The sequence below is a fragment of the Oleiphilus sp. HI0080 genome (genome assembly GCF_001635135.1).
Window position 1 is genome coordinate 1 of sequence record NZ_LWFU01001138.1, and the last position, 13088, is coordinate 13088.

12 protein-coding genes are annotated in these 13088 nt (G+C 46.8%); 7 read left to right on the forward strand and 5 right to left on the reverse strand.

All coding sequences use genetic code 11. The features are described from left to right. Positions 1–208: 208 nt before the first annotated feature. Positions 209–2266, reverse strand: coding sequence for a flagellin (locus tag A3751_RS20435; protein WP_068458716.1), 2058 nt, complete (start codon positions 2264–2266; stop codon positions 209–211). A 377-nt stretch (positions 2267–2643) separates the two neighbouring features. Here A3751_RS20435 and A3751_RS20440 point away from each other — a divergent pair, with 377 nt between their 5' ends. The 4 genes from A3751_RS20440 to fliS all read left to right on the forward strand — a co-directional run bounded on the left by A3751_RS20440 (position 2644) and on the right by fliS (position 7725). Further along, positions 2644–4737, forward strand: coding sequence for a flagellin (locus A3751_RS20440; RefSeq protein WP_068458717.1), 2094 nt, complete (start codon positions 2644–2646; stop codon positions 4735–4737). 81 nt (positions 4738–4818) lie between these two features. Next, complete coding sequence (locus A3751_RS20445) at positions 4819–5199, forward strand: flagellar protein FlaG (protein ID WP_068458718.1); 381 nt, start codon at positions 4819–4821, stop codon at positions 5197–5199. Between the two features lie 131 nt (positions 5200–5330). Next, positions 5331–7316 (forward strand): flagellar filament capping protein FliD, encoded by a 1986-nt coding sequence (fliD, locus tag A3751_RS20450; RefSeq protein WP_068458719.1) that lies wholly within the window; start codon positions 5331–5333, stop codon positions 7314–7316. 13 nt (positions 7317–7329) lie between these two features. Then, positions 7330–7725, forward strand: coding sequence for a flagellar export chaperone FliS (fliS, locus tag A3751_RS20455; RefSeq protein ID WP_068458720.1), 396 nt, complete (start codon positions 7330–7332; stop codon positions 7723–7725). Between the two features lie 67 nt (positions 7726–7792). Here the strand turns inward: fliS and htpX are convergent, their stop codons facing one another. The 3 genes from htpX to A3751_RS20470 all read right to left on the reverse strand — a co-directional run bounded on the left by htpX (position 7793) and on the right by A3751_RS20470 (position 10364). Then, positions 7793–8689: a protease HtpX gene (gene htpX, locus A3751_RS20460; RefSeq protein ID WP_068458721.1), complete on the reverse strand. Its 897-nt coding sequence runs from the start codon at positions 8687–8689 to the stop codon at positions 7793–7795. A 160-nt stretch (positions 8690–8849) separates the two neighbouring features. Then, entirely contained in the window at positions 8850–9287 is a 438-nt protein-coding gene (locus A3751_RS20465; protein WP_068458722.1) for an Hsp20 family protein, read from the reverse strand. A 150-nt stretch (positions 9288–9437) separates the two neighbouring features. Beyond that, on the reverse strand, positions 9438–10364 hold the full coding sequence (locus tag A3751_RS20470) for a recombination-associated protein RdgC (RefSeq protein WP_068458723.1): 927 nt from the start codon (positions 10362–10364) through the stop codon (positions 9438–9440). Positions 10365–10561: 197 nt separating this feature from the next. Here A3751_RS20470 and A3751_RS20475 point away from each other — a divergent pair, with 197 nt between their 5' ends. From A3751_RS20475 to A3751_RS20485, 3 genes are all read left to right on the forward strand, one after another. Beyond that, complete coding sequence (locus tag A3751_RS20475; RefSeq protein WP_068458724.1) at positions 10562–10837, forward strand: glutaredoxin family protein; 276 nt, start codon at positions 10562–10564, stop codon at positions 10835–10837. 20 nt (positions 10838–10857) lie between these two features. Next, positions 10858–11637 (forward strand): peroxide stress protein YaaA, encoded by a 780-nt coding sequence (gene yaaA / locus A3751_RS20480; RefSeq protein ID WP_068458725.1) that lies wholly within the window; start codon positions 10858–10860, stop codon positions 11635–11637. An 89-nt stretch (positions 11638–11726) separates the two neighbouring features. Then, entirely contained in the window at positions 11727–12494 is a 768-nt protein-coding gene (locus tag A3751_RS20485; RefSeq protein ID WP_068458726.1) for a 1-acyl-sn-glycerol-3-phosphate acyltransferase, read from the forward strand. Positions 12495–12607: 113 nt separating this feature from the next. Here A3751_RS20485 and A3751_RS20490 read toward each other — a convergent pair. Then, positions 12608–13088 (reverse strand): citrate/2-methylcitrate synthase (locus tag A3751_RS20490; RefSeq protein ID WP_304439067.1); only part of this gene is annotated, 481 nt, incomplete at its 5' end.

The window sequence follows — 13088 nt, forward strand, 5'->3', positions numbered from 1 at the left end:
ATTGAGCCGTTTTGTTGCAGCATGAGGTAAACCTTTTCCGCTATTTATCAAATTAGAAGAGTTCAAAATCACTTACACTCTGTACAGCGAAGTACGTGCCAATCTTGGTGACATTTACAAATAATTAGACGGCGTTAATTAATTGATTTAAAACAAAAAAACCGGCCAAAGGCCGGTTAAGACGGTGACATTAATAAAACGAAAAGGCTTACTGAAGTAGCTGAAGTACGTTCTGCGGTTGCGCGTTTGCCTGGGTTAGTATCGACAAGCCAGCCTGCTGAAGTACCTGTGTTCTGGAAAGTTCTGCGGTTTCTGCAGCGAAGTCTGCGTCACGGATACGTGAATTAGACGCCTGCATATTTTCAGAGGCAATTTGTTGATTCTGAATGGTTGATTCGAATCGGTTTTGGATAGCCCCCAAGTTAGCACGCTGAAGGTTGACCGTATTCATTGCGTTATCAACAGAGTCGAGTGCCGCAAGAGCGCCCGCGACAGTTCTTATATCAATATCTTTAACGAGGCTTCCATCTTCAGCGGCGCCATACTCTCCAACCCCAAAGCCTGAGTTAGCGATATTGCCAGTCAGGGTTTCGAGCGTTATCTTGCCTGCTGCTTCGAGAGTGATCGATGACTGTGTGGTTCCCGCAGTAGGAAGACCTAAGTTTGCTGCTGTAATACCTGTATAGGTGTCAAGCGTGATGTTACGGCCGTCTTCAGCAATTAGGCGATACGTGGAGCCGAACGCTTCTGCCCTTACACCAGTCTGACCTGCTTTATTGTTGAAAGCAGTGATCATTGCATTTTGAATGTCGGTCGCTGTATCCGATGCGCCAATCGAAATATTGACGACCACGTCATTCACTTCGAAGCTGCCCGCGTTCGCGCCGGTGGCAAGTGCTCCACCGTTAATGATGTTTTGGTTAATAACCGCAGTGACGCCCGTTTGCTCACTAACGTTGTTGATCGCAGCCGCTTTTGCAATAGCGCTTTGCTCAGGGTTGTCAGTGGATGCTGTGTCGTAAGTATTTAGGGACGGGCCAACCGGGACACCGTTGATGACGATATCACCACTTGCTAGTGCGACTGCGGGAGAAGGGTTGCTCACGACGCCAGAATTCGAGCCACTGAACGTGCCGACTGCAAGTCCTGCGTTCGTAATGTCACCAGTCGTCGTATCTAGTCCAATAGCAGAACCATCATTGGAGACAAGCGTGAAAGAGCCGGTGTACGTTATGCCTGGTGCCGCTGCGCTATCCGCTAGACCAACCGTGTTAGAGTTGACCGTTCCGTTTGCAAGGATGATGTTTCGGCCATCTTCTGCAACAAGCTGTATGCCCTCATTGGGGTTGTTGTTGTAAATCGCAGTGACACCTGTCTGGCCGCTTTTCGCGTTGATAGATTCAGTGACTGCGTTTAGGTTGACCGATTCGCTCAATGCGGCATCGGTGACCACTTGGATAGTGATGCCGTTAACGACAATTGTTCCGTCAACGTCTGCAGACGTAAACCCGTTACCGTCTACAAAAGTACCTTGGACAGTAGCGCTTACGCCGGTATCGTCAGATACGGCATTGATCGCTGCGGCTTTCGAAATGGCAGACAAGTCATTGTTGCTGCTCGAGAATGCATCGTCTGTGCCTGATGATGCGCCAACGGCGATCCCGTTAATAACGAGATCTCCTGCACTCAAAGCAGCAACAGGCGGTGTAGCGGCAGTGCTGCCAGGTGAAGAAGAAATACCATCAGCAGGTGAAACGCCGAGCTGACTCGAGTTTGTGCCTTCGATGCCGAAGCTCACGTCTTCGCCTTCGTTTGCGCCAATCTGGAAAGTCACATCGCTGAAGGTGCCATCGAGCAACTTCGTGCCGTTGAATTGCGTTTGCTCTATAACGCGAAGTATCTCAGCTTTAAGTTGCTGCACCTCCTCGTTGAGCGCGACACGCTCTTGCTGACCGTTGGTCGCGTTTGCAGACTGCAGTGCAAGGCTTCGAATTCGCAATAGATTATCGGTCATCGAGCCAAGGGCGCCTTCAGCAACCTGAGCGAGTGAAACGCCATCGCCTGCATTACGGATCGCTACGGACAGGCCTTGAACTTGGGCAGAGAAGCGCGTTGAAATTGCCAAGCCTGCGGCGTCGTCTTTGGCGCTATTAATCCGCAACCCTGAAGAGAGTCTCTGCAATGCTTGTTGGTTTTCACCTTGCGACTTATCCAGGTTACGTTGCGCGTTAATTGACGCGATGTTGGTATTAATTATTTGTGGCATGGTTTTCCCCTCTCGCCATACAAACAGGCATTTTCGAATTCATTTTCGGCAGATGTCTTACAAAGCGGCCGTTTGTATCGAAGAAAGCTAAAAGTGTGCCAGATAAGTTTTTAGTAGATTAAAGTCATTGCAAAACAATAAGTTATATCTTTTTGCGTCCGGAGTGCGTGAAAGGCCTAGGATATATAATGGCGTGTTTTCGGCACGCGTTTGCCGCTTTTAACACGTCTTAACACTCCGTAACAATATACTTGCCGTTTTAGGTAAAGTTATTTTTTTGGGTGCCGTTAAACATCTCAACTAGTTCGACTATCGAGAAGTTTCTTGCAGTCTGAACTACGATGTAGAACAGCAGATTGCTCAACAGGAGAGACGATATGCCTCAAATAATTAATACAAACATTGCATCCTTGAACGCTCAGCGTAACTTGGATAAATCACAGTCCGCTCAAGATACTGCACTTCAACGCCTTTCTTCTGGTTTGCGTATTAACAGTGCAAAAGATGATGCAGCGGGCCTTTCGATCGCTAGCCGGCTAGATACACAAGTCCAAGGGTTGAGTGTTGCTTCGCGTAATGCTGGTGATGGCGTATCTCTCGCGCAGATAGCGGAAGGTTCTATCGAGTCGATAACCACTAACTTGCAGCGTTTGCGTGAGTTGGCAGTTCAATCTGCGAACGGAACGAACGGTGATTCAGAGCGTGCATCTCTAAACGCTGAAGCACAGCAGCTGATCGAAGAAATTGATCGTACTGCATCGAATGCTTCGTTTAACGGCGTAAAGCTTCTTGACGGTTCATTCCAGAACAAAAACTTCCAGGTTGGCGCGAATGTCGGCGACGAAGTGAATATTTCACTTAGTTCAGTCGGCACCGAGACGCTTGGCGCGACAGAATCATCTGGCATCAGCTCAACAGCAGATCAAACGGCGCTTACGGGTACCGCATCGACTGCGTTGGTTGCTGGCGATATCGTAATCAACGGTGTAGCGATTGGCGCTTCAGATGGTGCTGTAGATACACAGTCTACAGGTTATGCTTCTTCAGGTGCGATCGCGAAAGCAGATGCCATTAACGCTGTTAGCGATCAAACAGGTGTTGTTGCAACGGTTTTAGCTAACTCGGCTGAAGGTACAGATGTTGCAGATGGTGCTGGCGCGGTTGCAGCGACCGATATAGACATCAACGGCGTAACCATTTCTCTTAGTAAGTCTGCGTCGGGTGACGCTTTCAACGATTTGTCAGGTGTTGCTGAGAGCATTAACGATAAAGCGGGCGCGACTGGCGTGACAGCAACTGTTGTCGCTTCTGATGCAGGCGCACGTATCGACTTAGTTGCAGAAGATGGTCGTAATATTACGATCGTTGGTGCGGCAGCAGGTACTCTTGGTCTGGCGACTGGTCTTGGTACTTCAGGCGGCGCGGCAACAACGGGTAACACTTACATTGGTAACTATTCGCTTTCTAGCCTTGATGGCAGTGACATCAACATCACGTCGAACACTGGTGATATTGATAACGCAGGCTTCGAAGCGGGCACGTTTTCGGGCGCAACGGCTGGTGCAATCGGTAATACACGTGAGGCGCTCACTGGTGCTGGTACTCTAACTCCTTTGGTGGCAGGCGACTTGACCATTAATGGGGTGGTTGTAGGTGCTACTAGAGCATCTGACGATACGGCATCTACTTCTGATGAAGACGGCAGTGCAATTTCCATCGCTGCAGCAATTAACAGAGTTGCTGATAAAACAGGTGTTACCGCAGAGGCAGCGCCAAATACCAAGTACAGCTCGGCAGTAACGCAGGGCACTGACTTGGCGATTACCTTGAACGGCGTAGCCATTGCTGCAACGTCCACGGGCACGCTAGCGAGTGAAGATGTTGCACTTTATGTAGATGCGATCAATGCGGAAACTGGTCAAACAGGCGTTCGCGCAGAAGTACTTGACGATGATCAGTACACGTTGATTGCAGATGACGGTCGAAACATCGTCATTACAGGACAAAGTGCCGCTGAAGGTCTAGGTGCTACGGATCTTGTATATGCAGGTTCGGTTGTTCTTTCCTCAGGTGGTGAGTTTACGCTTGGTACGAGTACAGGTGATATCGAAAATGCAGGTTTCACGGTCGGTACCTTTGGTGCGAGCGAATCTGGTACGTTGTTGAAAGACGTTGATATCTCTACGGAGGCCGGCGCTAAAGCGGCGATCACGGCTGCGGATAATGCGCTTGGTCAGGTTAACTCGGTTCGTGCGAGCCTCGGTTCAATCCAGTCTCGTTTTGAGAACGTGATTACCGCGAACGCATCAACGATTGAAGCTTTCTCTGCTTCTTCTAGCCGAATCAAAGATGCAGACTTTGCAGCAGAAACGGCCGCTCTATCAAGAGCACAGGTTCTGCAGCAGGCTGGTATCTCTGTGTTGGCCCAGGCGAACGCAAGACCTCAGCAGGTTCTTTCGCTTCTCCAGTAATAGAGTAGCTTGATGTTTAACGCTGGTATTTGTTGAAGGACGGTACTGGCGTTAGACTTAAGGCGGGTAAGAGGATGCAACATGAACGATCTTAAAGTTGTCAGTACAGACTTTGGTATGAAGCAGGATGCTTCTGCCGTGTCGCCTAGTAAGGCTTCGTCTGAGGCTGTCGGTTTATCGCCTGAACTTGAAGTTAGTCAGGCATCAGAACAGGCGCTTGAACGTACTGAAAAGTCCGCTGAAAGTGTTGAGCAAGCCGTAGCAAGTCTGAATGAATATGTTCAATCAGTGCAAAGAGATCTCAAGTTTCAACTTGATGATCAGTCTGGTAAGACAATAATTACCGTCTATGATGGTTCAACCGAAGAGGTTGTTCGTCAGATACCGGATGACGTTGTTCTGCGTTTGGCGCGGGACTTGCAACAAGATCAGCCAATTAGTTTATTCAATGCAAAAGTTTGATTAGACCGGCGGTTACCGGAAGTTCTGGGTAGGGAAGCAAGGGCAAAAGGCAAACTTTTGCCCTTTTTTGTCTATGGGCTTAAGCGCCTTTATTAGGCGTTTACACAAATCAGCACAAGTAGGTAGTAGTTATGGCAAATGTATCATCTATCGGGATAGGTTCTGGTGTTTTGACCAGTGATCTGATTGATCAGTTGGTCGGCGCTGAGCGAGAGCCTACGGAAAAACGCTTAGACGCAAAAGCAGAAGCCGTAACAGCTGAGCTTTCTTTGTTTTCTAAGATTCAATCTGCAGTGACGGATCTACGTCTTCCTGCACGTACACTTTCTAACTCCGCGACATTTAACGAGTTATCGGTGACGAGCAGTAGCAGTGCGTTTACGGCTTCGGCGGGGAGTTCTGCGTCTGCAGGCTCATATACCTTGGAGGTATCCTCGCTAGCAAAGTCACAATCCCTTAGTTCTGCAGCTTTTGCAGACAAAGATACGACTGAGTTAGGCGAAGGAAAGCTTGCATTTACGATTGATGGAAAGACCACCACCATTACCATTGATGCAACCAATAATACGCTTGAAGGTATCGCCTCGGAGATCAATTCGGCGAGTGGTTTGGATGCAAGCGCAACGATCATTAATAACGGTAATGGCTTTCAGCTCGTCATCAGTGGAAACAAAACAGGAGCTTCTAATTCTATAGATATATCTGTTACGGATGATGGCGATGGTAACAACACGGATAATCTGGGACTTTCAAGCCTGTCATATACCGCGGGCGCTCAGAATCTCACGCAGAACCAAGCAGCTTCCGATGCGGCATTTGAATTCAATGGCATCCCTATTACGCGCAGCACTAATACGGTTGACGATTTGGTTGAAGGCTTGACCATCAATCTGACGGGAACAAATGAGAATTCGCCGGCTACTTTGAAGGTAGCGCGTAACGAAGACTACGTTGTCGAAAAGGTTCAGGAGTTCATTGAGAAGTACAACGCGCTTAGGGAGCTCATCGTTGAGAACTCCCAGATAGATCCGGGTAATCCTTCTGCAGCTGGACTTCTTGTTGGTGATTCGACGACTAGAACGATCACGAGCCAGATCAGAAATATCCTTGGTCGGCCAATTGCGGGGCTTGAATCTGATCCAATTCGAAGTTTAGCCGAGGTCGGAATTACAACTTCTCGTGAGACCGGAAACTTGATCTTTAATGAGTCGGAGTTTCGGACTCAACTGCAGACGAACACAGAATCCGTGATTGGTATTTTTGCCGATCAGGGAAGAGCGAGCGATAGTCAGGTCGAATTCTTTAGCGCTGGCCAAAATACCGTTCCTGGTAGTTATGAGCTAAATATTACGCAAGTAGCGACGCGCGCGAGTCTGACGGGCGGTTCTGCGTTAGCCGCCTCGACAGTGATTGATGCCGATAACGATGAGTTATCAATTAGTGTGGATGGCTTTAGCTCCGCCACGATTAGTTTAGCTGCCGGAACGTATACGCAGACTGAGCTTGCTGCGGAGATACAGTCCAAGATCAATTCTGACGCGACGCTGTCAGGCATCGGGGCGTCTGTTACTGTTAGTGTTGATGGGAGTGGGGCCTTGAGCATCACTTCTGACCGGTATGGTAGTAATTCAAAGCTAGAAATTACTACCGTTGATACAAACACGACTACAGCACTTGGTTTATCTGTTGCTACGGCCGCAGACGGTGTAGACGTGGCAGGTACGATTAATGGTAAAGCAGCAACTGGAGAAGGTCAGATACTAACCGGAGCCGACGGCTCTGATGTTGAAGGTCTTTCTGTTCGAATTAATGGTGGTCAAACAGGAAATCGCGGTGATATTAGCTATATTGAAGGGGTTGGAGAGCGCTTAGTTGACGCAATTACTAACTTTTTATCTGTAGATGGAACGATTACTGCTAAGAATGAGAGACTGAACGCTGAGCTTGAGTCGATCGCGGAGTCTAGAGCTCGTCTCAATGAGCGATTGCTCAATCTGGAAACGCGATTGGCAAAGCAGTTTACGGCAGCAGATATTTTGATTGCGCGACTAAACAGCACACAAGATTTTATCAAGGGTCAGCTAGAAGCTTTGGCTGGCATTGGTAGTAAAGAGTAATGGAGAGTAAAGAATGAAAGCACTAAATCAGTATGCGGCTGTAAATACGCAAACGAGTGTAGTCGATGTAGATCGTCATAAATTGATTCAGCTGCTTTACGATGGCGCCTTAGACCGAATAAACACAGCTAAAGCTCGTATCCAGGCAAAGGATTACGAAGCTAAGAATAAGTTGATAAGTAAGACGATTGACATTCTGGCAGGGCTGCGAAGTTTCATTGACGACTCACAGTCATCTGAGCTCGCCGAGAACCTCACTCAGTTATACACATATTGTGAGAATCGACTACTCGAAGCAAATATGAAGAACGACATCGCAATACTAGAGGAAGTTGCAAGTCATATTCATACGGTACGAGACGGTTGGGTTGGAATTAGAAACGAGGTCTTAGAAAAAGATCTTGTTTGATTGGCCAAGCAAAGTTTATCAAAAAAAGGCAGCCATCTGGCTGCCTTTTTCATGTCATTTGCGGCAGTTATTGTCCGCCCCGTATAGAGTTTTCGAGTGCTTGAATCCTTTGATCTAGTGGAGGATGCGAGAGGAATAGAGATCCCAGTTTAGAGTGTCTGAACCCCGAAATGCCGAATGCAGTTAATTGATCAGGCAATTCAGAAGATCCGTGGTTTAGTTGTAATTTTTTCAGCGCAGCGATCATTTTGTGGGTCCCTGCCAAATTGGCGCCGCCAGCGTCTGCTCTATATTCTCGCTGGCGAGAGAACCACATAACAATCATGCTTGCTAAGATTCCGAGAATAATCTCAGCGATAATCGTCGTTACCCAGTAGGCGATGCCATGGCCGCGTTCGTTTTTGAAGACAACGCGATCAACAGTGTGGCCAATCACTCGACTAAAAAAGATGACGAAAGTGTTTACCACGCCCTGAATCAGGCTAAGCGTTATCATGTCGCCGTTCGCAACGTGGCTCACTTCATGTGCGAGTACAGCCTCCGCTTCGTCCTGTGTCATGTTGTTCAATAGTCCAGCGCTGACAGCCACCAACGCTTTATTTCGATTAGCACCGGTTGCAAACGCATTGATTTCTGAACCAGGGTAGATCGCAACTTCAGGCATGCCTATGCCTGCTTGCTTGGCTTGTCGTGCAACGGTATTCATTAACCAGCGCTCTGTCGGCGAGGATGGTTGTTCGATGACTTTTGCGCCCGTTGTTTTTTTCGCTATCCACTTTGAGATGGCTAGTGAGATGAACGATCCGCCGAAACCGAATACAGCTGCAAATAGCAATAACGAGTTCAGGTTAAGGTCGACACCATTGGCGTCTAAAATGCGTTCAAAGCCGAGCAGCCTTAGAGTAATGCTTAGTACTAGGATAATGGCGAGGTTAGTCGCTAGAAAAAGAAAGATTCGTTTCACGTTTGTCTCCGAAGCAAGGTTCTTTCAATAATATCTGGGCGCGTGGCGTTATTAAAAGGTCTAGCGGTGTCGATTCTTCTTAATTTTCGCTAACCTTTTCCGGCAATGAAAAAGAGCGACTGTCGTCGCTCTTTTTTAGTCTTTGGCTATAAACTAAATCTTATGACTCAATCAGTCTAGTGCCAATATCAATCTTGCGTGGCTTCATCGCCTCGGGGATTTCCTTTACTAGATTGATTTGAAGTAGGCCGTTCTTGAGATCTGCATCAACAACTTTTACATGGTCAGCTAGTTCAAACGTGCGTTCAAAGTTTCGAGCGGCAATGCCCTGATGTAGAAACTTTCGACCTTCTTGTTCGGACGTTTGTTTACCCTTGATCGTTAGCTTGTTGTGTTCGCTCGTGATCTCAATATCGCTTTCGGCGAAGCCGGCAACGGCTAAAGTAATTTGGTATTTGTCTTGTTCAATCACTTCGATATTGTATGGAGGATAGCCAGTATTTTTGGCTTCGCCCCGTGTGGCGTTCTCTAGCATGTTGAGTACGTGATCATAGCCGATAGCAGTGCGATAAAGTGGTGAAAAATCGAGTGTTCTCATGATGTTATCCTCATAAAGCAATAAGTGGTTCGATAACCCGTCAGGCGTTATCTATTAATGGGGCGATCCGGTTTCGGCATCGCCCTCTAAGGATAAATATTGAGACCCTAATAGATTTTTCAAGGGTAGGGGGAGAAAAATGCGGGTTGGCTATTGTTCGATGATTGCGCTCGTATCTTCCCCATCAAAAGCATTGAGCAAGGCAGGTAGTAGTTGATCGACCTCTAGCGCCATGATTGCAAAACCTGCATCAAATTTTTCTGCAGCGTCTTCTGCGGACGTGTCATCCAACTTATCCTGCATCACATCTAGAAACTTCACGCGTTTTACACTCAGGTCGTCACCTAGCACAAAGCTCATTTTCTCTTCCCAAGTAATCGCTTGTTTCTTTACTTGAAAGCCGAGAGCTTTATTTTGCTCTATATGCTCTTTGCCCAAAGCCATACCTTTATACTTAACGCTAGCCTTGTCTTCGCCGGCAGACTCCAGTTCAGACTCTTCATTTAGAACAAATCCCGTTGGTGGGTGGGCTTCTTCGGCTAGCCAACTTGTCATAATCGCGCTTGGTGCACTATTAACTGAAGGTACGCGGACCGGAAGTGAGCCAATGGAGTTTCTTAAGAAGCTAGTGAGCTCATCCGCCAGATTTGGAGATGACGTGTTAAGAACCATGTAGCCACCAGTTTTGCATATATAAGCGAAGTGACGAACAGTTTTTGTGAACGCGCGAGGGAGAAGGTCTTGCGTAACGAGCTCCTTCATTTCCGCTTTTTCTTTGCGTGTTACTTTTCGGTGTTGCTCAGCTTCGATTTGGTTTGCTTTGATGCTTACCTGCTCATTTACCACCGTTGCAGGTAAAATCCGTTCTTGCTTTTTGAGGCAAAGCATCCAGTAGCGATCACAAACGTGGATTAGGGGCGCGCCATCTTTATCGATAGGGCTGTCCCAACCTAAGCTTTGTGGCTCTTGGCCGTTACAAGGTTTGAACCGGTTTTGATCCAAAGCGTTTTCAAGAGAATCGAGATCGAAATCTACGGGTTTTGTGAAGCGATAAAAGAATAAATTTTTGAACCACATACTCTGCTACTGTTAGTTTTTAGTGATTGATCTGATCATCAAGCGAGTTAACAACCAGATTCGGTGAATAAGTTGAAGCGTGATGTTTTAACAACTTATACTGGCCAGCTATTATGCGACTTCATATTCGCATTTGCCAAAGCTTAAACACAAAATAGCGATTAAATACTTTTTATAAATGATTGATAAATAATCAGATGTTGATCCGAAATGTGCAGTTGTTAGGTACTGAAGGTTGTCACTTGTGTGACCTTGCGGCCTCTGTGCTTGGAAGCTTCAACTCGGTGATGGAGTCGCATAATTTTAGCTTGAGTATTGAGTTAGTTGATATTTCAGCTTCTGAGGCCATGGTTGAGCGGTATGGTGCACTGATACCGGTTGTGATTGATGTGGGCTCTGGTAGAGCACTTTCATGGCCGTTCGATGAGCAAGCCGTTTATGAGTTTTTGCGTGTTTGTGATGGCGCTGTTTAGTTATTATTTAAGGAATCTCAATGTTTTTTTTGCTTTCACCTGCTAAGACCTTGGACTTCGAAAATGCGGCCTCTACGGATGAGTTTACTCAGCCGCGGATGCTTGAGGATGCAAGCGAGCTTAATCGAACTGCGCGCAAACTTTCATCGCAAGATATTAAAAGCTTGATGGGTGTAAGCGATAAGATCGCCGATTTGAATGTAAAGCGATTTCAGGAGTGGTCTACTCCGTTCGACGTACAAAATGCAAAGCAGGCCGCTTATGCATTTAAAGGGGATGTTTATACAGGTCTCAATATTGAAACCTGCGGTTCGGAGGCAGTCGAGTATTTACAGAGCAGTGTAAGGATTCTTTCTGGTCTTTATGGTCTTCTGCGACCGCTAGATCTAATGCAGCCTTATCGGCTTGAAATGGGTATAAAGCTTGAGAATTCGCGTGGGCCTAATCTTTATAAGTTTTGGGGGACAAAAATCTCAAGTTTGCTTAATTCTGATGTGGGTGCGGCGTCTGATGCAGTGGTTGTAAACCTTGCATCTAATGAGTACTTCAAGGCAGTGGATATGAAGATGTTGACCGCTCGCGTTGTTACGCCGGTATTTAAAGATCTCAAAAATGACACGTACAAAATCATTAGTTTTTATGCAAAGAAAGCGCGTGGATTGATGGTGCGCTACGCAGCAGATAATCAAATAGCCGATGTTGATGGCCTGAAAGCATTCGACTATGAGGGGTATTATTTTAGTGAAGAGGACAGCAAAGGCGATACATGGGTGTTTTTAAGAGACCAAGCACCAAAATAGTTTTGTCTATGCTTTTGCGAGACGTCGTTTACTGGCGTTGTTGGTTCTTGTAAATCACCTTTTTACCGTTGATAGGGCATGTTTAGCGTATGAAAAAAGCCGGGCTTTCTTCGTTTCTGCTTCCTCCACGGGCAGGGCGTTTGGGTTTAAATATTCTTGGTGGGGCTGCGCTCATAGAGTCTGTTCATCAGATGCCAAATCTTTCGAAAATCTATGAGCGTGAACTAAATGATTATAGATCTTTTCGTTTTTGGGTGAGGGATCTCGTTAAATCTTTGAATGTCAAACTTGAGGTATCTGGAAGTCCTGTTGAACAAGGAAATCTTTGCGTCGCAAACCATGTTTCGTGGGTAGATACCGTGATTTTGAATAACGCGGTTCCTTTGGCTTTTGTTTCTCGTCATGATGTCGAAGAGTGGCCTTTTGTCGGCACGTTTACTAGGCGAATGGGGTCGATTTACGTCGATAGGAGTAATAAGTTTCAGGCATATCGAAGCATCCCGGCGCTTGAGCAGCGCCTATCTCAAGGCCGTTCTGTTATCGTTTTTCCCGAGTCTACAACAACTGATGGTACAGAGTTGCTCCCGTTTTACGGGATGTTTATTGAGTCTGCTGTGCGTGTTGGTTGCTATGTTCAACCGATTGCATTGAAATACACGGATGCAAAGGGTTATCTGCTACGCGAGGCAGCTTACGCCGGAGACGACAGCTTTGGTGAGACGTTGGCGCGTATTCTTAAGCAGCCAAAAGTCTATGCGCATGTGAGTTTTTTGGATCCAATCGATGCGCGCAAGCATGATCGTAAAAGTATTGCTGCTATGAGTAGAGAGCGTATAAAGCTTGCTCTTGGAATTTAGCTGACCTCTGTTTTCGGGAGAGTTTTGGCTGTTGAGAGACGCAGCTTTATAAGAGCTGGGATAAAAAAAGCCGCTCTATTGAGCGGCTTTTTTGTGCAAAACAGATCGTCAGCTTACTTCTCGTAATCGCGCTTGTCATAGCCTTTGTAAAGTTGGCGTGGACGACCAATACGATAGTTTTCGCTAACCATCTCGTTCCAGTGTGCAAACCAGCCAATTGTTCGTGACATTGCAAAGATAACTGTAAACATAGATTCTGGAATGCCAATGGCTTTCAAGATGATTCCAGAGTAAAAGTCTACGTTAGGGTAAAGTTTCCGCTGAATGAAATACTCGTCTTCAAGAGCAATTTGCTCGAGGCGTTTTGCGATCTTAAGAAGAGGGTCATTCTCTAAACCTAAAACGGTAAGCACTTCTTCACATGTCTCGCGCATAACTTTGGCTCGAGGGTCGAAGTTCTTATAGACGCGATGGCCGAATCCCATAAGGCGGAACGGGTCGTTCTTGTCCTTGGCTTTGGCAACGAACTCGTCAATGTTAGCAACGTCACCGATCTCATTAAGCATACTTAGAACGGCTTCATTTGCACCGCCG

What these genes read in the sequence shown, in the direction of transcription:
- A3751_RS20435 (WP_068458716.1), bottom strand. Translation starts at nt 2,266, where the DNA reads ATGCCACAAATAATTAATACCAACATCGCGTCAATTAACGCGCAACGT.
- A3751_RS20440 (WP_068458717.1), top strand. Translation starts at nt 2,644, where the DNA reads ATGCCTCAAATAATTAATACAAACATTGCATCCTTGAACGCTCAGCGT.
- A3751_RS20445 (WP_068458718.1), top strand. Translation starts at nt 4,819, where the DNA reads ATGAACGATCTTAAAGTTGTCAGTACAGACTTTGGTATGAAGCAGGAT.
- fliD (WP_068458719.1), top strand. Translation starts at nt 5,331, where the DNA reads ATGGCAAATGTATCATCTATCGGGATAGGTTCTGGTGTTTTGACCAGT.
- fliS (WP_068458720.1), top strand. Translation starts at nt 7,330, where the DNA reads ATGAAAGCACTAAATCAGTATGCGGCTGTAAATACGCAAACGAGTGTA.
- A3751_RS20465 (WP_068458722.1), bottom strand. Translation starts at nt 9,287, where the DNA reads ATGAGAACACTCGATTTTTCACCACTTTATCGCACTGCTATCGGCTAT.
- A3751_RS20470 (WP_068458723.1), bottom strand. Translation starts at nt 10,364, where the DNA reads ATGTGGTTCAAAAATTTATTCTTTTATCGCTTCACAAAACCCGTAGAT.
- A3751_RS20475 (WP_068458724.1), top strand. Translation starts at nt 10,562, where the DNA reads ATGTTGATCCGAAATGTGCAGTTGTTAGGTACTGAAGGTTGTCACTTG.
- yaaA (WP_068458725.1), top strand. Translation starts at nt 10,858, where the DNA reads ATGTTTTTTTTGCTTTCACCTGCTAAGACCTTGGACTTCGAAAATGCG.
- A3751_RS20485 (WP_068458726.1), top strand. Translation starts at nt 11,727, where the DNA reads ATGAAAAAAGCCGGGCTTTCTTCGTTTCTGCTTCCTCCACGGGCAGGG.